Source organism: Hahella sp. NBU794, from assembly GCF_050749805.1.
GTDB lineage: Bacteria > Pseudomonadota > Gammaproteobacteria > Pseudomonadales > Oleiphilaceae > Hahella.
The window spans coordinates 717,833-741,507 of record NZ_CP192738.1; the positions used below are offsets into that span (position 1 = coordinate 717,833).

General features: G+C 57.4%; 16 protein-coding genes. 8 read left to right on the forward strand and 8 right to left on the reverse strand.

What is annotated here, in order from left to right:
• Window positions 1-191 precede the first annotated feature (191 nt).
• The 3 genes from ACQYWX_RS03245 to ACQYWX_RS03255 all read left to right on the forward strand — a co-directional run bounded on the left by ACQYWX_RS03245 (window position 192) and on the right by ACQYWX_RS03255 (window position 5,744).
• The gene (locus ACQYWX_RS03245; protein ID WP_431687864.1) at window positions 192-4,640 is read left to right on the forward strand and encodes a PAS domain S-box protein; all 4,449 of its coding nucleotides are present in this window, start codon (window positions 192-194) and stop codon (window positions 4,638-4,640) included.
• Window positions 4,641-4,692: 52 nt separating this feature from the next.
• Window positions 4,693-5,013 (forward strand): hypothetical protein, encoded by a 321-nt coding sequence (locus ACQYWX_RS03250; RefSeq protein WP_431687865.1) that lies wholly within the window; start codon window positions 4,693-4,695, stop codon window positions 5,011-5,013.
• 146 nt (window positions 5,014-5,159) lie between these two features.
• A complete protein-coding gene (locus tag ACQYWX_RS03255) occupies window positions 5,160-5,744 on the forward strand; it encodes a hypothetical protein (protein WP_431687866.1) in 585 nt (194 codons plus the stop codon).
• Window positions 5,745-5,761: 17 nt separating this feature from the next.
• Here the strand turns inward: ACQYWX_RS03255 and ACQYWX_RS03260 are convergent, their stop codons facing one another.
• The 7 genes from ACQYWX_RS03260 to ACQYWX_RS03290 form a co-directional block, all read right to left on the reverse strand.
• Window positions 5,762-7,957, reverse strand: coding sequence for a YgiQ family radical SAM protein (locus ACQYWX_RS03260; RefSeq protein WP_431687867.1), 2,196 nt, complete (start codon window positions 7,955-7,957; stop codon window positions 5,762-5,764).
• Window positions 7,958-8,106: 149 nt separating this feature from the next.
• On the reverse strand, window positions 8,107-8,466 hold the full coding sequence (locus ACQYWX_RS03265) for a Na+/H+ antiporter subunit G (RefSeq protein WP_431687868.1): 360 nt from the start codon (window positions 8,464-8,466) through the stop codon (window positions 8,107-8,109).
• A 28-nt stretch (window positions 8,467-8,494) separates the two neighbouring features.
• On the reverse strand, window positions 8,495-8,764 hold the full coding sequence (locus ACQYWX_RS03270) for a K+/H+ antiporter subunit F (protein WP_279504063.1): 270 nt from the start codon (window positions 8,762-8,764) through the stop codon (window positions 8,495-8,497).
• Window positions 8,758-9,261: a Na+/H+ antiporter subunit E gene (locus ACQYWX_RS03275; protein ID WP_431687869.1), complete on the reverse strand. Its 504-nt coding sequence runs from the start codon at window positions 9,259-9,261 to the stop codon at window positions 8,758-8,760. Before ACQYWX_RS03275 ends, ACQYWX_RS03270 begins: the two co-directional genes overlap by 7 nt.
• Window positions 9,261-10,766 carry a monovalent cation/H+ antiporter subunit D gene (locus tag ACQYWX_RS03280; RefSeq protein WP_431689494.1) on the reverse strand — a complete coding sequence of 502 codons (1,506 nt, stop codon included), beginning with the start codon at window positions 10,764-10,766 and terminating at the stop codon, window positions 9,261-9,263. The genes ACQYWX_RS03275 and ACQYWX_RS03280 overlap by 1 nt, the downstream gene beginning before the upstream one ends.
• Window positions 10,766-11,131, reverse strand: coding sequence for a Na+/H+ antiporter subunit C (locus tag ACQYWX_RS03285; protein WP_216739957.1), 366 nt, complete (start codon window positions 11,129-11,131; stop codon window positions 10,766-10,768). Before ACQYWX_RS03285 ends, ACQYWX_RS03280 begins: the two co-directional genes overlap by 1 nt.
• A complete protein-coding gene (locus ACQYWX_RS03290) occupies window positions 11,132-13,966 on the reverse strand; it encodes a monovalent cation/H+ antiporter subunit A (protein WP_431687870.1) in 2,835 nt (944 codons plus the stop codon).
• A gap of 413 nt (window positions 13,967-14,379) precedes the next feature.
• Here ACQYWX_RS03290 and ACQYWX_RS03295 point away from each other — a divergent pair, with 413 nt between their 5' ends.
• The 4 genes from ACQYWX_RS03295 (at window position 14,380) to ACQYWX_RS03310 (ending at window position 18,632) form a co-directional block, all read left to right on the forward strand.
• Window positions 14,380-14,847: a thioredoxin family protein gene (locus ACQYWX_RS03295; RefSeq protein ID WP_127968365.1), complete on the forward strand. Its 468-nt coding sequence runs from the start codon at window positions 14,380-14,382 to the stop codon at window positions 14,845-14,847.
• Window positions 14,848-14,981: 134 nt separating this feature from the next.
• The gene (locus ACQYWX_RS03300) at window positions 14,982-15,710 is read left to right on the forward strand and encodes a carbonic anhydrase (RefSeq protein WP_431687871.1); all 729 of its coding nucleotides are present in this window, start codon (window positions 14,982-14,984) and stop codon (window positions 15,708-15,710) included.
• Window positions 15,711-15,977: 267 nt separating this feature from the next.
• Window positions 15,978-17,645, forward strand: coding sequence for a lytic polysaccharide monooxygenase (locus tag ACQYWX_RS03305; RefSeq protein WP_431687872.1), 1,668 nt, complete (start codon window positions 15,978-15,980; stop codon window positions 17,643-17,645).
• 222 nt (window positions 17,646-17,867) lie between these two features.
• The gene (locus ACQYWX_RS03310) at window positions 17,868-18,632 is read left to right on the forward strand and encodes an SDR family oxidoreductase (RefSeq protein ID WP_431687873.1); all 765 of its coding nucleotides are present in this window, start codon (window positions 17,868-17,870) and stop codon (window positions 18,630-18,632) included.
• A 57-nt stretch (window positions 18,633-18,689) separates the two neighbouring features.
• Here the strand turns inward: ACQYWX_RS03310 and ACQYWX_RS03315 are convergent, their stop codons facing one another.
• The gene (locus ACQYWX_RS03315) at window positions 18,690-22,481 is read right to left on the reverse strand and encodes a response regulator (RefSeq protein ID WP_431687874.1); all 3,792 of its coding nucleotides are present in this window, start codon (window positions 22,479-22,481) and stop codon (window positions 18,690-18,692) included.
• A gap of 339 nt (window positions 22,482-22,820) precedes the next feature.
• Between ACQYWX_RS03315 and panB the strand changes: the two genes are divergently transcribed.
• On the forward strand, window positions 22,821-23,657 hold the full coding sequence (gene panB, locus ACQYWX_RS03320) for a 3-methyl-2-oxobutanoate hydroxymethyltransferase (protein ID WP_431687875.1): 837 nt from the start codon (window positions 22,821-22,823) through the stop codon (window positions 23,655-23,657).
• Window positions 23,658-23,675 lie beyond the last annotated feature (18 nt).

The following is a 23,675-nucleotide window of genomic DNA, read 5'->3' on the forward strand; positions in this document are numbered from 1 at the left end:
AGTCCGGTACGAGACCGCTTTCGACTTCACAGTAACCCGCGTAGTCCTGATTTTTCAGCTAATCTCTTATAGATAAAAAGCGGCGTCGTCATAAATCCTGGCGGGGCGGCTTCTCATTCTGGCGCGAGGAGGCGGCTGGCCATTGGCGGCGGCGCTTGTTCGGGCCCGCCGAACAGGCGACGGGAGCTTGGATGTCAGGGAAATCCTCCTCAGCTCAATGGCGAATCCTATCTGCGCTGATAGTCGTTGTCGGCGTCTGTCTGCTTGTCATTTACATCAGTATCGGCGTTGAGCGTCGCCGGCTTTATGCGGAAACGGACTCGCTGATGCAGGCGCAGATTGCTTTCCGTTCGGAGAAGTTCACCCAGCGACTGGAAGGGCTTTCCCATGATGTGCGCTTTCTCCTCTTCACTCCTCCCATTCAAGGCATCGTGCGCGCTTCGGAAAACGATGGCTACGATGTCAGGGAAGATAGTTCCCTGGCGCTGTGGCGGCGGCGCTTGAATACGATTTTCTCCGGCTATGTGGTGACTCATCCCGAGGTCACGCAGGTGCGTTTAATTGGCGTTGCGGACGGCGGCAGGGAGATCGTCAGGGTCGACCGCATCGGTGAGCTTCCAGAGATTGTCTCGGATGACGAGCTGCAACCGAAAGCGCAACAAGGCTACTTCCAAGAGGCGATTTTGATTCCGCCCGGCTCTTTGTATGTGTCAGACCTGAACCTGAATCGTGAATACGGGATGGTGCAATGGCCGCATGTGCCGACAATCAGGGTGGCGACTCCGGTTATTAACTCCGCCGGCTCTGTGTTCGGCGTTCTGGTGATCAATATGAGCGCGGAGTTCATGTTTGCCGACATTACGGAGCAGACGCCGCCGGGATATAACATTTACCTCACTAATCAGGCCGGCGACTTTTTGATTCATCCTGATGATAACAAAACGTTTGGGTTCGACCTGGGCAGGCGACATGTCTGGGAGGATGAATTTACACAGGAGCAGGTCGATGCTGACTTGTTCGGCGCCATGTCTTTATTTGAAGGAGAAGAGGAGGGCCGATTACTGGTAACAAGTCGAGATCTGCCTTTGCAGGAGGGGCAGCCGGACCGCTTTCTAAAGCTCTACATTACCTACCCTCAGGAGATGGCTGAGAAACGAGTTGGGCGTATCGTTTCGAATATCATGCTGGCTTTGCTTGGCGGTATGGCGGTGGTCGGCGGCTTCTTGTATCTCTACTGGTTGAACATGCGGCAGCGACAACTGGTCAGCGCCGGGCAGGCGCGATTGGCGGCGATTGTGGAGAGCGCCCAGGATGCGGTTTTGGGGATGGACCTGGACGGCGTCATTACGGATTGGAATCGAGGCGCCGAATTGATGTTCGGCTTTCGTCGCGATGAGGCGATTGGGCGCTTCGTACAAAAGCTCACTGTGCCGTCGGAGAGAGTGGCGGAAGAAGAAAATATCCTGCGCATGATTGGAGAGGGTGAACCTGTGAAACCCTTCAATACTCAGCGTAAATGCAAGAATGGCCGGATGGTGGAAGTGTCGGTGTCCGTATCGCCGATCAGAAACGCGGATGGAGAGATTGTCGGCGCCGCCAAGACGATTCGCGATATCAGCCGCCAGATCTCCATAGAGAATCAAATTCGCGAATTGAATGCGTCTCTGGAACGCCAGGTCGAGGCGCGGACGGCGGAAATACAGCGCTATCTGGCGTTGCAACAGGCGATTCTCAACAATGCCGGCAATGCGATTATCGCCACGGACCTGGAGGGCGTGATCACGCTTTTTAATCCCGCTGCGGAGCGTATGCTGGGATACAGCACGAAGGAAATGGTGGGCAAAAGAACGCCCGCGGTTTTCCATTTGCGGGAGGAAGTGGCGGCGCGGGCGCGGGAGTTTTCCGAAGAACTGGATGAGAAACTGGCGCCGGGCTTTGAGGTATTCATCGCAAAGACCAAGCGCGGCCTGCCCAATGAACACGAATGGACCTATGTGCGTAAAGACGGTTCCCGTTTTCCTGTGCAACTCTCTGTGACCGAGCTGCGCGATGAACATAACCGGACCAGCGGCTACCTTGGCGTCGCCACGGATATCTCCCGGCAGGTGCAGGACAGACGCAACCTAACTTCCATGCGCGATCAGCTGCTGAAAGCGGCGGAAGTGGCTGAGCTGGGAATCTGGACCTGGGACCTGGAGAGCGACACGCTCACCTGGAACCGGCAGATGTTCGAGATCTATCAGGCGCCCTATGAATTGAATAAAGGCGGTCTGAGCCATCGCCACTGGCGCCATGCGCTGCATCCGGAAGACGAGGCGACCACGGTGGCGAAACTGGAGGCGGCGCTGGCGGGCGAGGGCGTATACGACCCCATTTATCGCATCGTGCGCCCTAGTGGCGAAGTGCGCTATGTGCAGGCCGCCGCGGTGGTGGAATTCAATGATCTGGGCAAACCGATATTGGTGCTTGGCGTCAACCGAGATATCACGGAGCAGCGTGAGTACGAACAGCGCCTGCGTGAAGCCAAGTCGATGGCGGATAAAGCCAGTAATGCAAAATCGGAATTTCTGGCCAATATGAGTCATGAAATCCGTACGCCCATGAACGCGATTCTGGGGATGGTCAACTTACTCAAGCGCACCGACCTGGAAGAGCGTCAGCGAGACTATGTGCAGAAGGCGGAGTCTTCCGCTAGAGCTTTGCTGGGCATTCTTAACGACATTCTGGACTTCTCTAAAATCGAAGCCGGCAAACTGACTCTGGATTTGGAGCCTTGCAGCCTGGATAAACTGCTGCAGGATGTGGCGGTCATTATCACCGCCAATATTGGCGACAAACCGCTGGAGGTGCTGTTTGACGTTGATCCGAAAATTCCTGACTGGCTGGAGCTGGATGGCCTGCGTTTACAGCAGATTCTGATTAATCTGGCGGGCAATGCCGTGAAGTTCACGGAGCAGGGCGAAGTGGAGATATCCGTCAGACTGGAGTCTGCGCAAGATGATAATCTGGTTTTGTCTTTCGCTGTGCGCGACACCGGTATCGGCATCTCTCCAGAGCAGTTGCAGCGCATCTTCGAAGGCTTCACGCAGGCGGAGGCGTCAACCGCCCGGCGCTTCGGCGGCGCGGGTCTGGGATTGGCTATCTGTCGGCGTCTGGTGCGTTTGATGGGGGGGGAAATTACGGCGGAAAGCAAGGAAGGCGAGGGCAGCCTGTTCCGCTTTTCTATCTCTTGTCTCCGGGCGCAGCCATGGAATGCGGCGAAAAAAGCCTGCAGTCTGCCTAAACGGCTGCGTGTGTTGGTGGTGGATGATAACGCCAGCGCCAGAGAAGTGCTCAGAGGCGTGATTGAATCCTTTGGCTGGACGGTGGAGATCGCAGTCAGCGGCGAGGAGGGCGTCGACAAGTTGATGGAGGCGGCGGATTTCGCCACGCCATACAACCTGGTGCTGATGGACTGGATGATGCCCGGCATGGATGGCTGGCGGGCCGCAGAGCTGATCAAGGCGCAATATCCGGCGGGCCAGGCGCCGCTGATCATGATGGTGAGCGCTCAGGCCCGTGATGAGATGGAGCGTCGTCGCCTGTCTTCGCCGAACACGATTGACGGTTATCTCACCAAACCCGTGACCGCCTCCATGATTCTTGACGCCGCCTCGGATACCCTGAAGTTGGATCGCTCCCGCAATCGCGTCAACGGTGCAGCCGCGGGTAAACGCCTGCATGGGATGACCATCTTGCTGGTTGAGGACAACCCGACCAATCAGCAAGTGGCCATGGAGCTGCTGCAGAGCGAAGGGGCGAATGTAAGCATTGCCGGGGACGGTCTGGAAGCGGTGGCGGCGATACAGAGCGCGGAGTCGATGTTTGATGCGGTGCTGATGGATATCCAGATGCCGGGCATGGATGGCTATACCGCCACCCGTGAGATTCGCGGCAAACTGAAAATGAATGCGTTGCCGATTATCGCCATGACCGCCAATGCCATGTCCTCGGACCGGGAGGCGGCGCTCTCCGTGGGGATGAACGAGCATGTCGGCAAACCCTTCGACTTTGATCATCTACTGGAAGTATTGATAGAACAAACGGGCTGGGATAGCTCACTGGAATCAACGCCAACGCCAACGCCAACGCCAACGCCAACGCCAACGCCAACGCCAACGCCAGCTACCGCTGCTCCTGAGGCGGAAGCGAAAGAGGAAACAGTAAAAGAAATGGAGTCGGTAATGGAAGCTCAGCCAGAAACGGAGACTGTCCCACAGGAAACCGCTGGTTGCGCCATCGAGAGCAGCGGCGCCATAGACTCCGCTTGCGCACTGGCGCGGATGAGCGACAACTGGGGGATATACTGCCGCGCCATTCAGCTGTTTCTGCGCGACGCGCCGAAATTGATGGAGCTGTATCCCGCGCAATGGCCTTCGGACCCCGAGGAGACCCGGCGGAATTATCACAGTCTCAAAGGCATGTCCTCCACAGTGGGGGCCAACAGGGTGTCTGAGCTGGCGGCGGAGCTGGAACAGCTGGTTAAAGGGGGGCTGCGCGACGACGCTCGCTATCAGGCATTGCTGGAGCAGCTCAGGCTTCACATCAAGGCGGCGTACGCGGAGGCGGAAGCGTTGTTGCAACGTCGTGACGTCGGTTAACGCTCTTTCGACTATGCTTAAGTCCTTTCAATGGGTAATGGAAACGCAAGCAATGAAAAGAATAGTCATATTTACTGCCCTGGCGCTGTTCGCGATAGGCGCGCAAGCGGCGGAGCTGAGCAAGCAGGCCTTGCAGGGAAGCTGGTTGATTCTGTCCATGAACGGAGAGTCTGACGACGAAAATGACAAGTGGGAATTTGAGGGCGATAACTTCTATCAGAACCTGGGCGGACGGCGTATTTCTCCCGACGCTTTCACGGTGAAAGGACAAACCATTGACCTGGGCTACGCCAAAATCAAAGTGCTGGCTTTCGATGGCGACACGATGACGGCGGATATGGCGGGCTTCACCTATGAACTTAAAAAGGATTGAGTCAGTTTTATATAAGGAGGACTGACAGCCAGCTTTCCCGGCCCCGCTCTGGCGGTCGTGGGTCTATGTGCGCATAATGCCGCTCGGATTTAATCGAGCGGCTGTCGACGCGCAGGACTAACAGCCGCCAGTAGCGCAAGGATCATATGAAGTTACGAGTATTACTGTTCACGCTTATCACCGGGCCGTTTTTTAGCGCGTTTTCCTTTGTTACGGTTATCTTCGTAATGGGTGCGATTCAAGCTCCTGACTCTTTCATGGACAGGGGCGTTGAAACGCTGGGAGTCTATTTAGGTTCTATTTTCATCTCCACCATTGCTGGTTATCTGGTGGCCTTTTTGGGCGTTGAGGAGCTGCCGCCAGGCATCTTCCCTCTTGTCATCTATTCAGTCTTATTTTCTGTAGCGATCAGTCGATATTTCCTGTGGACCTACTTTAAGGAATATTCGAGAAAGACGGTGGTTCTGCATATCACGCTGATCAGTATGGTCGTCGCTTTGATCGACTACGGCGTGTTCTTTCTGCTTTTTCCTCTGTCGCCTCAAATGAAGTTTGTTATGCCGTATATGGTTCTGCCGACCAGCATTGTTCTGGGGGTTATCTGCGGTGTCTGGGAGAGCGGTAAAGAAAATCGTAAAGGCGTAAGGACGAGGGAAATGGGCAAGGAAAAAAGTGGATTAAGCCCGAGTGCTGAGGCTGAAGAAAAGCTTCAGACGACGGACGTCATCTGAAGCCAGATATGCTGTTATCAGCCTTTCGCCGGCGAGCGTCCAGCAGGTTTTCCGCGCTTGGGCCCGGCGCCCTGACGGGGAGGCAGGCCAGTGTGCTGGGTTAGAACCCGGCCTTTGCGCGGCTGTCCGCCTTGCGGATTCAGCTTGGAGCCGTACTTTTTGGCGCTGGGGTGATTCGCTGGCTGCGTCGGCGGCACCAGGTGCTTCTTGCCGTAGCCAATCAAATGCGCCTTGCCCATACGCTGCAGGGCTTCCCTGAGCATCGGCCAGTTGTCCGGATCGTGATAGCGCAGAAACGCCTTATGCAGACGGCGCTGCCGTTCGCCTTTCGGGATGTATACCTTGTCCGTCTTATAGTTGATGCGGTGCAAGGGATCGCGCTCAGAGTGATACATGGCGGTGGCGCTGGCCATGGGAGAAGGATAGAACGCCTGCACCTGATCGGCGCGGAAGCCGTTTTCCTTCAGCCACATCGCCAGATTCAGCATGTCTTCATCCGTGGTGCCTGGGTGGGCGGCGATGAAGTAGGGAATCAGATACTGTTCTTTACCCGCTTCTTTGGAGAAGCGTTCGAACATCTCCTTGAACTTGTAGTAGGTGCCCATGCCAGGCTTCATCATTTTCGACAGGGGCGCTTCCTCAGAATGCTCCGGTGCGATTTTCAGATAGCCGCCGACATGGTGAGTCACCAGCTCGCGTACGTATTCAGGATCTTCCACCGCCAGGTCATAGCGTAAGCCGGAGGCGATCATTACTCGCTTGACGCCAGGCAACGCGCGGGCGCGACGGTACAGTTGCGTGGTCTCCGAATGATCGGTTTTCAGGTTCTTACAGATCGTCGGATAAACGCAGGACAAACGACGGCAGTTGGCGTGAATCTCCTCACTCTTACAGTTGAGGTGATACATATTGGCGGTCGGGCCGCCCAGGTCGGAGATGGTGCCGGTAAAGCCGGGCGTCTTGTCGCGGATGTTCTCGATCTCGCGGATGACGGAATCCTGAGAGCGGCTTTGAATCCAGCGGCCTTCATGCTCAGTGATGGAGCAGAAGGAGCAACCGCCGAAACAGCCGCGCATGATGTTCACGGAGAAGCGGATCATGTCGTAAGCAGGAATGCGCGCCTTGCCATACGCAGGATGAGGAATGCGCTGGAAAGGCAATTCGAAAACGTCATCCAGTTCCTTGGTCTGCAGGGGAATCGCCGGCGGGTTCATCCACAGGTAACGGTCGCCATGCTTCTGCGCCAGCGTGTGAGCGTTGGCCGGGTTGGTTTCCAGGTGCAGCACGCGGGACGTATGCGCGTACAGAACTGGGTCGTTGCGTACTTTCTCGTAGGAGGGCAGTTGAATAAAGCGCTTGTGGCCACCGCTGGGGGGCAGAATATGCACGACTTGCTCTTCCGGCTCATTAGCGACGGCCTGCTTGGAGCTGCAGCCTTCTTCCGTTCCTTCCTCATTGGCGTACACATAAGGATTGGGCAGCGGATCGACTCTGCCGGGCTTGTCGATGCGAGTGGAGTCCTTCATTTCCCAGTCGTGGGGAAGTTCAGACAATACGCACGCGGTGCCGCGGATATTGGTCATGTCTTTCATTTGTTCGCCGGCGGCGGCGCGATGGGCGATTTCCACCACCGCTCTTTCCGCGTTGCCGTAGACCAGCAGGTCGGCCTTGGAGTCGAACAGAACCGAGCGGCGCACTTTGTCCGACCAGTAATCATAATGAGCGATGCGGCGCAGACTGGCTTCGATGCCGCCGACCAGCACCGGCACGTCGCTGTAAGCTTCTTTACAGCGCTGGGTGTACACCAGTACGGCGCGGTCTGGACGTTTGCCGCCTTCGTTATTGGGCGTGTAGGCGTCGTCGTGACGCAGTTTGCGGTCCGCAGTGTAGCGGTTGATCATGGAGTCCATGTTGCCGGCGGACACAGCGTAGAACAGGTTGGGTTTGCCCAAAGTCATGAAGGCGTCTTTCGAGGACCAGTCCGGCTGCGCAATGATGCCGACGCGGAAACCATGGGATTCCCACAGACGCCCAATTACCGCCATGCCGAAGCTGGGGTGATCGACATAGGCGTCGCCGCTGATGATGATAATGTCGCAGCTGTCCCAGCCCTGCGCCTCCATCTCCTTGCGCGACATCGGCAGAAATTCCGCCGTGCCGAAGCATTCAGCCCAATAGCGTTGATAGGAAAACAGAGGACGCGCCGCGTGCATACAGAACTCACCGGGAGGGTTGATTAAAAAATGGCCGAGTATTTTACTCGATTATTCCGGCGGACGCGATAGCGGAGACCCGGCGCGGAGAATAATTCCCCTTCGACCGGGCAATATAGGGTTGCTACGAAGCCTATCTCTTAGCTTGTTTACTCCGGCGGCAGGCGCTTGCGTATCTTTTCGGTCAGCGCCTTATTCCGGGTGTTTGCGATCGACTGCTGGCGTTGGTGCAGCGCAACTTTCGCCAGCATATGCGCCGTAACTGGCGCAGTGATCATCACAAACAGGGTGATCAGCAGTTCATGGGCGGAAAGGCGTTGCTCACGCACAGTGAAGGCGATAATGGAGGCGATCAACAGCGATCCCATGCCCACTGTCGCGGCCAGAGTCGGCGCATGTAGACGGGTATAAAAGTCACTCATCTTCAGTACGCCAATGGAGCCCAGCAGGGCGAAAAGGCCTCCAAGCAGGACCAAAGCGCAGATAATCAGTTCTACCGTAAAGCTCATATCACTACTCTCACATTCTTTTCCGGCCTCATTCGATGATGTCGCCGCGCAGAAGAAACTTGCACAACGCCGCCGTACTGGCGAAGCCTAGCATGGCCACCAGCAGCGCGGCCTCGAAGAACAGGGCGGCGCCTTGCCAGAGTCCAAACAAAATAATCAACGCCATGCTGTTCAGATACATGGTTTCCAGGGCCAGAATCCGATCGGCGGGTTCCGGGCCCAGCAGCAGACGCCACAGGTTGAGAAGCATGGCGATGGAAACCATGCCGATGGCGATTTGCAGAGCCAGATTCAGCATTCGAATATCTCCTTCAAGGCGGCTTCGTAACGGCCTTTGATATGCGCAATCAGCTCGGCCTCGTCGTCCAGGTGCAAGGTGTGGATATAGAGCCAAAGCTTATCTTCGGAGATCTCCACGCTGACGGTGCCGGGGGTCAACGAGATGGTGCCGGCGAGAATGGTGAGAGGAAGAGGCTCGTGCAGTGCCAGCGGCAAGGCCACGAAAGCAGGCTGCAAACGCTGATTCGGCCCCATGATCAACAGGGCGACGCGGAAGTTGTCGCGAATAATATCGCCCAGCACGCGTAGACCATAGCGGATCGCCAGGACAGGCCGTTTCATGGTGGGCTGTGGGTCGCCAAGTCGGGCGGTCAGTCTTGGAATCGCGATCGCCAACAAGGCTCCCAACACCAAGTGACCCGGCGCCGCGCTGTTGTTGAGCATCAACCAGGCGACGAACAACAGCAGGCTGAGCCAGGGCGAGGGAAACCAGAACAGGCGTAAGCGGTTAACCATCAGGAGCCTCCTTGTTGCATCATGCCGCTCAAGGCGGCTGAGTCATGCAATTGCGTTGCGGCGGCGTCAGTAAATTCGGTAATCGGCCCGCCGAACACGACCAGCAAAGGCGAGGCCGCCAGCAGCAGATAGACCGCGATTATCCTTAGCGCCGGCGTCGGCTCCGCCACAGGCGCATCTTCACTGTGACGCCAGAACAGGGACGAGCCGGCGCGGGACAGGGCGATAATCGCAGCGAGTCCGCTGATCAGCACGATAGGCCAAATTAAACTCGTTTCCACTGCGCCTTCTGTGGCCTGCAACAGCAGCACTTTACCGACGAAGCCGGACAATGGCGGCGCGCCAGTGGCGGCGACGGCGGCGATAACAAAGGCGACGCCCAAAGCAACCGGACGCTGCATACGCCGTGAGGCGACGAAGCGGTCCTCCGCCTTTCCGCGCTGTCGCCCGATCATGTCCGCCAACAGGAACAGCGCGCCGGTAACCAGAGTGGTGTGAATGGTGTAGTACAGCGCCGCTGCAGTGGCGTCAGCGCGCTGCAGGGCGATGGCGGTCAGCAGAATGCCCATGGAGACCAGCGTCAGGTTGGCGGTTAACGTGCGTAAACTGGGGCTGGCGAGCGCGCCAATGGAGCCGATGATCAGCGTCAGCAACGCCAGAGGCTGCAGCCACGGGGTGGCGATTTCCGCCAACGCGCCGGCGCCGGCGCCGAAAATCGTCGTGTGGATGCGCAGGATGCTATATGCGCCCACCTTGGTCATGATGGCGAACAAGGCGGCCACTGGCGCCGAGGCGGAGGAATACGAACGCGGCAACCAGAAATAGAACGGCAGCAGCGCGGCCTTCAAGCCGAACACCGCCAATAACAGCAGCCCGCCCGCTTTCGCCAGCGGTTGTTCGTCCGGTCCCAATAGCGTGGCTTTGGCGGCCATATCCGCGATATTGAGCGTGCCCAGGACGCCATACAGCGTTCCCAGCGCAAACAGGAACAGGCAGGAGCCCACCAGGTTAATAATCACGTAGTGCACCGCCGCCCGGGTTTTCTGCTTGCCGCCGCCATGGATCAGCAAGGCATAGGAAGCGATGAGCAGCACTTCAAAGAAAACGAACAGATTGAAAATATCACCGGTCAGAAACGCGCCATTGACGCCCATGAGCTGGAACATAAACAGCGGGTGAAAATACATGCCGTTTTTGTCGTCGCCGGCGCAGGCGTACAACAATGCGCCCAGGCCCAGCAAAGAGGTCAGCAGCGTCAACAGAGCGGAAATGCGGTCCGCCACCAGCACAATGCCGAAAGGCGACGGCCAGTCTCCCAAGGCGTAGGTGAGAGCGCCTTCCAGATGCGTCCGCTGCAGCAGCATGACCGCCGTGACGATCAGCGCCAGATTCACTGCGACGGCGATGAAACGCTGCCTGGGCAGGGAGTGGCAGAGCGGGGGCAGCAATAACAGGACGCCCGCCAGCAAGGGAATGACGATGGGAAGGATTGGCAAATGCTGCATCATCCTTTTCTCCCCGTGCGTCTTTGCACCAGAGAAGGCTCTGAGGGAATGCGTCCGTCCACATGATCATTGCCCAGGTCCGCCCGCGAACGCATCGCCAGGATAACCAGGAAGGCGGTCATGGCGAAGCCGATGACGATGGCGGTCAGCACCAGGGCCTGTGGCAGAGGGTCGCCGTATTTTTCAGTGGAGCCCAGGACCGCCGCGCCGTACAGGGCGAGGCGCCCGCTGGCGAACAGGAACAGGTTGACGGCGTAGGACAGCAGCGTCAGCCCAAGCACCACAGAAAAGGTGCGTCCGCGCAGGCATAAGAATACGCCGCAGGCCGTCAGCAGGCCGACACAGAATGCGTAAACGCCTTCCATTTAAAACTCCTCTTTGTGATGCGTCGCAGGCGCGCGCGGGGCGTCGCCGTTTTCAAAAGTCGGGCGCTCGCTGGTGGTGAGCTTGCCCAGATTCGCCAGAATCAGCATGGCGGCGCCCACCACAGTCAAATAGACGCCAAGGTCAAACAGCATGGCGCTGGCGAGTTCGAAGTCGCCGATCCAGGGCAGATGAAAATGATCGAACCAGCTGGTCAGGAAGGGGCGGTCGAACGCCCAGGCGCCGGCGCCGGTAAGGGCCGCCAGCAGCACGCCGCCGGCGATCAGAGCCTGATAGTTGATGCGTACGCGGTGTTTGATCCAGTCCACGCCATGGGCGATGTATTGCTGGATAATCGCCACGGCGGTGATCAAGCCGGCGATGAAGCCGCCGCCGGGCAGGTTATGGCCGCGCAGCAGGATGTAAACCGACACCAACAGCGCCAGGGGCAGCAGGTTTTGCGACACCAGGGCCAGGATCATCGGGTGACGGTCCTGGCTCCAGGGGCGACCGCTGTCATCTCCCGCTGGCATGTACAGACGCATGCCGGCGATCAGCTTGTATATTCCCAGGGCGGCGATGCCCAGCACGGTGATTTCCCCCAGGGTGTCGAAGCCGCGGAAATCCACCAGGATGACGTTGACCACGTTGTCGCCGCCGCCTCCGGTTTTACTGTGAGTCAGGTAGTAATCGGAAATGCTCAACAATGGACGCGTCATCAGTGCATAGCTGATGCTTCCGACCACGCCGCCTATCAGCGCCGCAAGACTGAGGTCGCGGGTCAGCCGGTTGGGACTGGATTCTTTGAGGGTGGTCTGAGGCAGGAAGAACAGGGCCAGCATCAGCAGTATGACGGTGATGATCTCAACGGACAGCTGTGTCAACGCCAGGTCCGGCGCGGAGAAGTAGGCGAAGGCGATGGAAACGATCAGCCCCGTCACGGACAGCGACAACAAGGCGATAAAGCGTCGCCGCGCCCAGATTACTGTCGCCACTGCGCTCAGGCTCAGCAGGATGGCTCCTGTCAGCACTACGCCGTTGAGTTCCAGCTGCGGGCGGGAGCCGGCGCTGTGGTGTAAATCCAGCAAAGGACCGGCCATAAACATCAACGCGAACAGCAGCAGCAAAAACACGTAGCGTTGCAGGGAGCCGTTCTCCAGCGCGTCGATAATACGCTCGCACTGCTTGGCGACGTATTGCACCGCGCCTTCGAAGATCTGTTTGGCGTCGTGCTGGGGAAACTGGGCATGAAACTGAAACAGCATGCGCCGGTTGTAATAGATATAGAGGCCGCCAGCCATGGCCGCCAGACTCATCAGCATGGGAATGTTGAAGCCATGCCAGATGGCGAGGCTGTATTCCGGCAGGCGCCCATTGAGCACCGCGGCCGAAGCGGCGTTCAGCAGGCTGTTGACGACATAGTTGGGGAACACCCCAACCAGCAGACAGAGCGCCACCAGAATTTCCACCGGAACCTTCATGTAACGAGGCGGCTCGTGAGGCGTCCGCGGCAAATCAATGGGGTCGCCATTGAAGAAAACGTCGTGAATAAAACGCAGCGAATAGGCCACGGAAAACGCGCCGCCGACAGTGGCGAGAACGGGAATGACCCAGGACAGCCCGCCCAGGGTGCTTTGATCCAGGGTTTCCGCAAAGAACATTTCTTTGGACAAGAAACCGTTCAGCAGTGGCACGCCGGCCATGGAGGACGCCGCCACCATGGCCAGCGCCGCCGTATGCGGCATGTATTTCCACAAGCCGTTGAGCTTGCGCATATCGCGAGAACCGGACTCATGATCGATGATGCCCGCCGCCATAAACAGCGAGGCCTTAAAGGTGGCGTGGTTGATAATATGGAATACCGCCGCCACTGCCGCCAAACGGGTATTCATACCCAACAGCAGGGTGATCAGTCCCAGGTGGCTGATGGTGGAGTAGGCCAACAACCCTTTCAGATCGTGCTGGAACAACGCGGTGAAAGCGCCGTAGAGAAGAGTAATCAACCCGGTCATGCTGACCGCGAGGAACCACATGTCAGTGCCGGACATGGCCGGGTAGAACCGCGCCAGCAGGAAAATACCGGCTTTCACCATGGTGGCGGAGTGCAGATAGGCGCTGACCGGCGTCGGCGCCGCCATGGCGTGAGGCAGCCAGAAATGAAATGGAAACTGGGCGGATTTGGTAAACGCGCCCAGCAACAGCAAAATCAGGGCGACGGGATAAGCGGGGTCCGCCTTGATCAACGCGCCATTCGCCAAGACGGTGTCCAGACTGTAGTCGCCGACCATATTTCCAATCAGCAGTAGTCCCGCCAATAACGCGAGTCCTCCGGCTCCCGTGATGGCCAGCGCCATGCGCGCGCCTTTACGGGCGTCGCTTTTGTGGGACCAGAAACTGATCAGCAGGAATGAGCTGATGCTGGTGAGTTCCCAGAACAGCCAGAGCTGCAACAGGTTATTGGACAGCACGATGCCGAGCATCGCCGTCATAAACAGGAGCAGGTAGGAGTAGAACCGCCCCATGTTTTCCTGTTCGGAAAGGTAGTAACGCGCGTACAGAATCACCAGCAATCCGATGATCAGTATCAGCAGGCAGAATAGCAGGCCGAGTCCATCCAGGCGGAAAGCCAGTTGCAGCCCGATGGCGGGTATCCAGTCCACCGCGAAGCGCAGGGTTTCGCCATCCAGCACGGCTTGCGCCTGGATCAGCATGTAGACCAGCGCCCAGGCTGGAAACAACGCGACGGAGAGCGCCAGGGCGCTACGGCCCGAGCGTCCGGAGAATAAGGGAACCAACGCCCCCAACAGGGGAGCCAGTGGAATTAAATACAAACTCATCCGCAGACGTACTCCTTTGTTTTTCCTGCCTGTCCGTGTGGCGCGGGGCATCCGGACAGGGGCCTTACACTATAAAGGTCTGACTGCAAAAGGGAATGCTCAAGGCAGGATTATAGTCTCTCCGGCGCGCCGGGACGGGGCTGAGGTGAAAAAAACGTCAATCCTGGGGAAAACCGAGGGCCTGATGATCAATTATTCTACTGTTATCCGTGGATGGATCGCTTGGTAGCCTTTAGCCGTTCGAGAAGGATAAAACCGGTCTTTAGCGACTTGTCGTTGGACAGGGAATTGATGCGCAGGGTTATTAACATGTCGGGCGTCTCCACGTTACTATTTTCCGCCTGCGCAGAGTCGTCTTATTGCGCTACTTTAAATAGTCGTTAATCGCCATCACTCATTTCAAGGAGAGAAATATGCATACGTTGATCAGGAATTGCGTCTGTCTGCTGTTGGGCCTGCTGGCCTTCACGGCCGCAGCGGGCCCTTTACCCTACGATGAAAGCGCCGACGCCAGGCGCGATATTCAAGCCGCCCGCTCCGCTGCGAGCGAGGATCATAAGCTGATATTACTGACCTTCGGCGCCAACTGGTGTCCGGATTGTCGCGTTTTCGATGAAGCCATGCAGGATGCAGAGATCGCCGCGCTGGTCAGCAAACACTTCAAGGTCGTCAAAGTCGATATCGGCGACTGGGACAAGAATCTGGATATTGTCGAGACCTACGGCAATCCCATTGAGAAAGGCATTCCCTCCATTGTCGTCACCGATAACGATGACAAAGTGCTGTTCGCCACCCGGGGTGGACAGTTGGCCACAGCGCGCAGTATGGGCAAAGACAAGTTTATTGAGTTTTTTGAATTTCTGGCTACGTTGAAGCAATGAGCGTCGCCCTGTTTCGCCTTGCGGGTTGTGTGCGGGCGTAGAAACAGGTAAATATGCTCTAAAAATAAAAAGCCAGAAAACAACGAGTTAAGCGGTGTCTGGTTGCACATTTTCGTCAATAAGGAGAAAAGCAAATGATCAGACGTCTGATATGGGTATTGGCTGGCGTGACCGTATGCGGGCAGGCATTGGCCAGTGGCGAGTCGCATTGGGGATATGATGAACCCGAGCGTTGGGGAGACCTGAAACCGGAATACACCATGTGCTCCGCCGGGAAAAATCAGTCGCCGGTGGATATCAGCGGCCTCATCAAAGGCGAACTGCCTGCCGTGGGTATGAGCTACAGCAGCGGCGGCCATGAGGTCGTCAACAACGGCCATACCATCCAGGTGAATTACAAGCCAGGCAGCAAAGCCAGTGTGGAAGGACGGGAGTTCGAACTTAAGCAGTTCCACTTCCATGCCCCCAGTGAGAATACGGTCGACGGCAAGAGCTTCCCGCTGGAGGCGCACTTTGTGCACGCCAATGAAAAAGGCGAGTTAGCGGTGTTGTCCGTGTTGTATGAAGAGGGCGACCATAACGAACATTTGGCGAAAGTCTGGGAGCATATGCCTAAGGAAGCGGGCGGCGCCAAAGCGCTGCCGACTGAGGTTCACGCCGGCGACATGGTGTCAGCGAACTCGGGCTACTATCGCTTTAACGGCTCGTTGACCACGCCGCCTTGTTCCGAAGGCGTACGTTGGCTGGTGATGAAGGATTACCGCAAGGCTTCCAAAGAGCAAATCAATCAGTTTACGGAAACCATGGGCGGTCCCACTAACCGTCCCGTTCAGGGCACAAACGCCCGCGTTATTCTGCATTGATCGATACCCTCGCGCAGGCTCTGCCATAGAGCCTGCTTTTCCTGCCGTTTTTTACCTGGCTGACCCAGGCCAAAACAAACGCCAGTTCGAGGCGCCCCATCTTTCTTGACGACTCACCCCATTTTTCTAGGGCGTATGGGGGATTTACCCGCTCATCGTGAATTTGGATTATGAAAACGTATTCATAAATCTGAATGCTATGCTTCTTATAGCGCGTAAGACACGCGCCCATTACCGCCAAATAATGAGTTTACGGAAGGAACAACAATGAACAGAAACTGTAGATCCCTCTCCGCCGGCGCATTGCTGGCATGCATGGCTGGCGGCGTTAACGCCCACGGCCTGATTGAAGACCCGCCCTCCCGCAACTGGTATTGCGGCGCTGTGACCAAGCCCGATGAAATCGACAATGGCACAGCGGAATACGAAGAATGCCGCGGCGCCTTCGCCCAGGACCCGGTGGGCGGTTACCAGTTCATGAGCGTGTTGACTCACGCTCAGGGGCGCGCTGTGGTGGACCCGTTGCCTGAGCATGTCTGTGGCTTCGGCAGTGAAACCTGGCAGGGCGGGGCCACTCCCTGGGACAGCGCTATCGACTGGCCTACCTCCCACATGAGTCCAGGTCCGAGAACCTTTACCTGGAATATTTCCTGGGGTCCTCACTTCGATGACACGGAAGAGTTTCGTTACTGGATCACCAAGCCAGGGTTCCAGTTTCAATCCGGGCGTGCGCTGACGTGGGATGACTTTGAAGAAGAAGCGTTCTGCGTTCTCAACTATGACGACAAAAACCCAGACGCCAATCCCAATGTGGAGCCGGACAAAGGCAACGCGCGTTTTCGCACGACCTGCGATATTCCAGAGCGTAGCGGTCGGCACGTGATCTATGGGGAGTGGGGGCGTAATCAATACACCTTTGAGCGTTTCCATGGATGTGTGGATGTGGTGTTCGACGGGACTGATCCGGGCGATGGTGAAAACGTTTTCGCAAAAATCGGTCTGACGCCGGATGTCAGCGAGTTTACTGGCGCAGGGGAGCTGCGTCTGGACGCTGGCGAATCTCAAGGCGAGGGCTTGTCTTATCAATGGAGCGTATCGTCGCAGAATCCAGGTCTTTATGAACTGGAAGGGGCCAGCCAGAAGGTCGCTACCTTACGTATGGCGAATCCGGAAACCGCCGGTCGCGTCACTATCTCTCTGCATGTGAGCAATGCGGACGAAAGTGATGACGCCAGCGTCGCCATCACGCACCTGCCAGCGGGCTCTTCGCCATGGCTGGACTTAGGCGCGCTCACTGCGCAGCCAATGAATCTGTCCGCAGGCGACAAGGTCAGCGTACGCGTGGTGCTGCAGGACGGGCGTGATCTTTACTATCCGGCGCAGCCTTTGGCGCTGGGCGACGCTGATTCCGCGGCGGCGGAATGGCCTTATGCGCTGGCGCAGGCGGTCAACGCGGCGGGAGCGGAAATCAAAGTCGGCGTGGTGAACGCGGATGGCGAGGTGAGCCCGGTGCGCGACCCCGTGGCGAACAAGGTCTACGCTAAGACCGACGCGGCGGTGGCGAACGCCTATCTGCAAGTGAAGAAAGGCGGCGATGAGCCCGCCGCGGACTGCGCGGTCGACTACGATGTGGTGAATGAGTGGGATGGCGGATTCCATACCGTGGTGACTGTCACCAATAACAGCGACGAACCCGTGCGTGGTTACGAGTTGGCCTGGACACTGGGGGCGGGCGAAAGCTTCGACTATGGCTGGAACGCCAACTTCAGCGCTGATGGCGCTGGAGTGACCGCCGCCGTTCCCGCGACGCAATGGAACGGAACTTTGGCCGCTAACGGAGGAACCTCCACCTTCGGCTTCATCGGCAAAAAAGGCGCTGCCTCCGCCAGCGTCCCAGCGATCATTAAGCTTAACGGGAGTGAGTGCGGGCAATAGTGCGTTAACAGTAGCCTGTTAAACGGCAATATCTCTTAACCACTACCTCTTAACTATTGCCTCCAAATCATTACCTCCAACCCAATGCCTCTGACAATTCAGAGGCATTGGCTCTTTCGAAGAAAAGTCAGACCTTTTGCTTGACCGCGAGGACGCCTTTTTACGTTACTCTTTAGTCTGTCGTGTTGATAAGAGAAACGTTTACTAAGGAGTCGTCGCAGTATGTCCGGTACATCAACCAGCAAAAAAGTCGTCATTATTACTGGCGCGGGAAGAGGAATTGGCGCGGCGGCGGCGATGCTGGCGGGCGCTCGTGGTTACGCGGTGTGCGTGAACTATCTGAACAACCATGATGCGGCGCAGCAAGTGGTGGCGGCGATTCGCAATAACGGCGGCGAAGCGATCGCCGTGCAGGCTGACGTTTCTCAGGAGGAGGGCGTGCAGGCCTTGTTTGCGACGGTGGATCGCGAACTCGGAAAGGTGACCGCCCTGGTTAATAATGTCGGCGTGCTGGAGCGGCAGATGCGTCTGGATCACATGGACGCCGAGCGGCTGACGCGTATCTTCCGCAACAATGTCGTCAGCTACTTTCTGTGCTCGCGGGAAGCGATCAAACGCATGTCCACGATCTATGGCGGTGCTGGCGGCGTAATCGTGAATGTCTCCTCCACGGCGGCGAAGCTGGGCTCTCCAGGGGAATACATCGACTACGCCGCTTCCAAGGGTGCGGTAGACTCTATGACCGTGGGCCTGGCGAAAGAACTGGCGCAGGAAGGCGTGAGAGTCAATGGCGTGCGGCCCGGATCGGTATACACGGAAATCCACGCCAGCGGCGGCGAGCCGGGTCGCGTGGATCGGGTGAAAGCGAATATCCCCATGCGCCGTGGCGGCCAGCCGGAAGAGCTGGCCAATGCGATTTTATGGTTGCTGTCGGAGGAAGCGTCCTATGTCACGGGAGCAATATTGGACGTAGCCGGCGGGCTATAGAACCAATGCTTTATCGGCGGTGGTTTATCGACAGTGGTTTATATCGCCTCCTTTGGATTAACTGACCGGCCGGGTGTTGAGGTAGTGGTCGAAATGCCGGGCCAGTTGCTCACTGGCGGAGACAAAGCCCGGCAACAGGCGGTTAACTTCTTCGATATCATCCAGGCTGGCGGCGTTCTCTAATGCACTGGCGGCGTGCTGTAATTGCTGCGCATGCAGTTGCCCCGCCGCGCCTTTGATCGAGTGGGCAATGAACTCCACTTTGCCGGTATCGCTTTCGCTGATGGCTTCCTGCAGCGCCGCCAGGCGCTCCGGCAGCCGGCTGCAGAATCCGCCCAGTAAGCGACTCAACAACGCATGTTTCCCCATCAGACTTTCCAGCGCCGCTTTTTCATCCCAAAGCTGCAATGGCTCCTGACCTACGGTATCCGCCTCAGCCCCTTCTTCTGATGCGGCGCCTAATATCTGGAGGCCAGGTCTGGCGCTGGAGCGGCGGAACAGCCAGAGCTTGAGCTTTTCCTCCAAACCGCTGGCGCTGATCGGCTTACTGAGATAATCATCCATGCCCGACGCGAGGCATTTTTCGCGATCGCCTTTCATGGCGTTGGCGGTCATGGCGACAATGGGGATATGACGGTTATGCTCGCCGGCTTTGCCTGCGCGAATTTGACGGGTGGCTTCATAGCCGTCCATTTCCGGCATCTGGCAATCCATTAGGACCAAGTTATAAGGCGCTTCCTCCAGCGCGCTCTGCAGAGCCGCCAACGCCTCCAGGCCGTTGCCTGCGACATCCGCCGGCAGTCCCATTTCCTCCAGCATCAGTTGCGCCACCTCCTGGTTGACCTGATTGTCTTCCACCAGCAAGAGGCGACTGTGTGCTGGCCATTGCATCGGCGGATGCGTTTCCGCCGTGTCCGATTCGGCGGCGTCACTGGCGGGGAGGGAGCGCGCGTAATGGCGTGTGACCAGCGGCTTGGCCTGACGCAAGGCATCGCCGCCTTCCGCCACCACGGAGAGTGCGGCGCTCAACTCCGCAACGGTAACCGGCTTGGGCAGATAGGCGCTGAAACCCAGCTCTGCGAAATAACGCGCATCGCCCCGGTGGCCGATGCTGGTCATCATTACTAACGCCATATTGCGGTAAGCCGCGTTGGCCTTGAGTTCACGTCCCAGCATAGCGCCATCCATTTGCGGCATATGCATGTCCAGAATGGCGATGTCAAAGGGACGTCCGTAAACGGCGGGAGAGCCATTGATTTTCGCCTCGCACATGGCGAGCGCTTCTTCGCCGCTGGCGGTTTCAAGCACATGCGCGCCCCACATCCTGAGCTGCCCGCAGAGCACTTCGCGATTGGCGGCGTTATCGTCCACCACCAGCAAGGAAAGCGCACGCATATCCACTTTGGGAAGAATCGGTTGCGTCAGTTCGCTGCGTTGCAGACGGATGCAAAATTCGAAGCAGCTGCCTTTGCCTTGTTCGCTATGGACGGTAATGCCGCCGTCCATCAGCTCGCTAAGGCGTTTGCAAATAGCCAGTCCCAACCCGGTGCCGCCGAACTGACGGGTAGTGGAGGCGTCCACCTGGGTGAAGGGTTCGAACAGCCCGCCGATTTTCTCTGCGGGAATGCCGATCCCGGTGTCGGTGACGGACACGGTCAACAGCAGGTGATCCTCTTCCGGCTGCAACTGGCAGCGGATGACGATTTCGCCTTCGGCGGTGAATTTGATAGCGTTGCTGACCAGATTGGTGAGGATCTGCCGCAGCCGTCCGGGGTCGCCCCGCACCATGGATTGCTCGACGGCGCTTTGATCCAGCACCAGCTCCAGCTCTTTCTCCTGCGCCCGCAAAGCCATGGTGCCGGCGAACTCGTCCAGATGATGGCGCAGGTCGAAGTCGAGAAGCTCCAGCTCCAGTTTGCCCGCATCCACTTTAGAGAAATCGAGGATGTCGTTGATCAGGCTCAGTAAGGACTCCGCACTGGATTTGGCGATATTGACCTTGCGCTGCTGTTCCGAATCAAGTTTGGAATGCAGCACCAGATTAAGCATGCCCAAAACGCCGTTCATTGGTGTGCGAATCTCATGACTCATGGTCGCCAGAAAGTCGCTCTTGGCGCGGGCGGCGGCTTCGGCGGCTTCTTTCGCCTCAGTCAGCTCCATTTGCGCATTGCGTTGGGCGGTTATGTCCACCGCCGTAGCGTAGATTTTGCCGGAAGCCGGATCACAGGCGGCGTTCCATAGCAGGGTCACGATTTCTCCGCTGTAACAGCGATAGCGATTGACGAAAGAGATGGCGGGCTTGCCCCGGGCCAGTTTTTTCAGCTCCAGCAATGTGCTTCCCACATCGTCAGGGTGTATGAAGTGAACGATGGGTTCCGACAGCAGTTCTCGCTCCGAATAACCCAACACTTTGCTGAAGGTGAAGTTGATTCTTTCGAAGTAGCCTTCGGTGTTGGCGATGCACAGGAAGTTGGTGGAGAGATCGAAGAAGTTCTGCAACTCCTTCTGGGATTGTTCGATTTGCTGGCGTGCGACGCGACTTGCCGCCTCCGCCTGTTTGCGCTCGGAGATGTCCTCGATGATCGACCAGATATATTCCCGACCCTGGGTATCGGAAATCAGCACGCCGTTCAACAGCACCGGATAGCGGTCGCCGCTCTTGCGTATGTACTCTTTCTCGTAGGGGCCGTAGCGCCCGCGAATGCTGAGTTGCTCCAATTGCTGTGACTCTAGTTCTTCGTAGTCCTTGGGGGTGATGTCCCAGTAACTCAGCATGAGAAACTCTTTGCGGGTGTACCCCGTCGGGCCCAGTAATGCGTTGTTGACCTCCAGGAAGTCGCCGGTTTTGTAGTCATTGAGGGCGATGCCCAAAGGGGACAAGTCAAACAGGCTGCGCAGCAACATTTCATTTTCATGGCGTTTGCGTATTTGCCGGAACACCAGTAGCGTCGGCGTCAATATCAGCAGCCCGATTGTGAGGACGCTGATGCGCAGTGCGATGGCGCCTTCCGCCAATTGCGGCCAGCCGCCCTGGGGCGTGGCGCCGATACGCCAGGCCCCGTTGGGCAGCGTGACTTCAGCGATAACCGGGTTGGCGTGAAAAATTTCCGGATCGCCATAGAATACGTCGCTGTCCGTGTCGTTGTTATAGGCGGAGCGGATAGCGATATCCAGCCCCTGGGCTGCGCCGGTCAGGCCGCTGGCTTTGTATAGCTCCTCAACGTCAATAACGGCGGACACCAGCCCCCAGAAGCGCTCTTTTTTGCCGCTTTCAGAGTAAGTGAAAACTGGAATGCGCCCGATAAATCCGTAGCCTCCTTGCACCAGTTTGACAGGGCCTGTCACCAGCGGTTGGCCGGAATGTCGCGCTTGTTCGGCGGCCTCTCGCTGGTCGGGCGTCGCGCTCAAATCCAGCCCAATGGCGCCTTCATTGCCTTGCAGTGGATAAATCAGCCGGATAACCATATCCGGCGCTGCGCCGATGTTGCGTAATTGCGCGCGGCCATCGAACAGGGGGTGTGCGAACTCGGTGAAACGATCCTGGTTCATGTCCGGCTCAACGCTGATGGCCGCCACCAGACCTCGAACGGTTTGGATATTGCTGCTGATGGCGCCTTCCAGGCGTGCGCGCACCACGCTCAACTGGCTGAGTACGTCGTTGCGGACTTCCTGCTCATGACGAATGTTGTTGAGACGGTCGATATAAAAGCCGGCGGCGATGACGCCAACCGTGATGATCAGCGCAGCACAGCGATACAGCCACTTGGACCTGCCGAGGCCGCTGCTATCAGGCTGTTGCATGGGGCGGTCAAGAGTAGCGCCTTCCTTTATCCCAGGCTGGCTGTTCATAAATCGCTTCGTCCAAGAGTTCCGCTACATTGAGTTCGGCGCCAGCGGCCAGGCCGTCCAGCGTTTTTCATGTCTGAAGTCTGTCTTTGTTTGCGCGGGGAACCGCTTTCTTCGCCGCAGACCTGATGGCGTTTCTGTATCGTCAACAAGCCTTAGATTCTAGCTTAGCATGTATCGCCGGGCTCGCTTCCGCAATGACTGCGATGCTTGCGTCGACATAGTCGATGTTATTGGGGAAAACATAATAATTCGTTATAGTTTTGCCCAAATAAAAATAACCATCCCATGCAAATAACTGAAAACACTGAATAAGCAAAGGCGACGGACCTGGGAGGGTTTATGAGCACGCACGTTGACAGAAAGCGCATCACTATTCCGCAGATACGGTCGATGAAAGGCAGGGGAAGCATCGTTTCCCTGACCGCCTACACGACGCCCATGGCGCAAATGATGGATGAGTTCGTGGACTTGATTATCGTCGGCGACTCCACTGGCATGGTGGCCTACGGCTTTAACTCCACCATGTCCGTCACCCTGGACATGATGATCAACCATGGCGCGGCGGTGACCCGGGGAGTCAGCAAAGCCTGTGTGATTGTGGATATGCCATTTGGGACTTTTCAGGAATCGCCGCAACAGGCTTATCGCAATGCAGCCCGAGTTTTAGTGGAGACCCAGGCGCAAGGCGTGAAAATGGAAGGCGGCGAGGAGTTGCTGGAAACCGTCGATTTTCTGGTGCGCCGGGGTATCCCGGTCATGCCCCATATTGGCCTGACGCCGCAGCACGCGAATGTGCAGGGCGGTTTCAAGGCGCAGATCCGCACCGAGGAAGAAATCAACGCGTTCATCAAACTGGGGCGGGCCTTTGAAGACGCGGGCGCATTCGCCTTATTGGTGGAAGGCGCGTTTGAAGAGGCGGCGCGCAAAGTCACCGCGGCGGTGAGCATTCCTACCGTCGGCATCGGCGCTTCGCCGGAGTGCGATGGCCAAGTGTTGGTGACCGAGGATATACTTGGCTTGTTTTCGGGCTATACGCCCAAATTCGCCAAACGCTACGTGGATTTGAGCCAACCTATTAAAGAGGCTTTCTCCAGGTACGCTCATGAAGTGCGCTCCGGCGAGTTCCCGGCAATGGAACATTGCTTTGGCGTGCGCAAAAACAGCGAAGGAGGCTGACTCCTCGCGAAAATCCGA

What these genes read in the sequence shown, in the direction of transcription:
- ACQYWX_RS03295 (WP_127968365.1), top strand. Translation starts at nt 14,380, where the DNA reads ATGCATACGTTGATCAGGAATTGCGTCTGTCTGCTGTTGGGCCTGCTG.
- ACQYWX_RS03255 (WP_431687866.1), top strand. Translation starts at nt 5,160, where the DNA reads ATGAAGTTACGAGTATTACTGTTCACGCTTATCACCGGGCCGTTTTTT.
- ACQYWX_RS03270 (WP_279504063.1), bottom strand. Translation starts at nt 8,764, where the DNA reads ATGCTGAATCTGGCTCTGCAAATCGCCATCGGCATGGTTTCCATCGCC.
- ACQYWX_RS03265 (WP_431687868.1), bottom strand. Translation starts at nt 8,466, where the DNA reads ATGAGCTTTACGGTAGAACTGATTATCTGCGCTTTGGTCCTGCTTGGA.
- ACQYWX_RS03280 (WP_431689494.1), bottom strand. Translation starts at nt 10,766, where the DNA reads ATGCAGCATTTGCCAATCCTTCCCATCGTCATTCCCTTGCTGGCGGGC.
- ACQYWX_RS03305 (WP_431687872.1), top strand. Translation starts at nt 15,978, where the DNA reads ATGAACAGAAACTGTAGATCCCTCTCCGCCGGCGCATTGCTGGCATGC.
- ACQYWX_RS03285 (WP_216739957.1), bottom strand. Translation starts at nt 11,131, where the DNA reads ATGGAAGGCGTTTACGCATTCTGTGTCGGCCTGCTGACGGCCTGCGGC.
- ACQYWX_RS03315 (WP_431687874.1), bottom strand. Translation starts at nt 22,481, where the DNA reads ATGAACAGCCAGCCTGGGATAAAGGAAGGCGCTACTCTTGACCGCCCC.
- ACQYWX_RS03250 (WP_431687865.1), top strand. Translation starts at nt 4,693, where the DNA reads ATGAAAAGAATAGTCATATTTACTGCCCTGGCGCTGTTCGCGATAGGC.
- panB (WP_431687875.1), top strand. Translation starts at nt 22,821, where the DNA reads ATGAGCACGCACGTTGACAGAAAGCGCATCACTATTCCGCAGATACGG.
- ACQYWX_RS03245 (WP_431687864.1), top strand. Translation starts at nt 192, where the DNA reads ATGTCAGGGAAATCCTCCTCAGCTCAATGGCGAATCCTATCTGCGCTG.
- ACQYWX_RS03310 (WP_431687873.1), top strand. Translation starts at nt 17,868, where the DNA reads ATGTCCGGTACATCAACCAGCAAAAAAGTCGTCATTATTACTGGCGCG.
- ACQYWX_RS03260 (WP_431687867.1), bottom strand. Translation starts at nt 7,957, where the DNA reads ATGCACGCGGCGCGTCCTCTGTTTTCCTATCAACGCTATTGGGCTGAA.
- ACQYWX_RS03300 (WP_431687871.1), top strand. Translation starts at nt 14,982, where the DNA reads ATGATCAGACGTCTGATATGGGTATTGGCTGGCGTGACCGTATGCGGG.
- ACQYWX_RS03290 (WP_431687870.1), bottom strand. Translation starts at nt 13,966, where the DNA reads ATGAGTTTGTATTTAATTCCACTGGCTCCCCTGTTGGGGGCGTTGGTT.
- ACQYWX_RS03275 (WP_431687869.1), bottom strand. Translation starts at nt 9,261, where the DNA reads ATGGTTAACCGCTTACGCCTGTTCTGGTTTCCCTCGCCCTGGCTCAGC.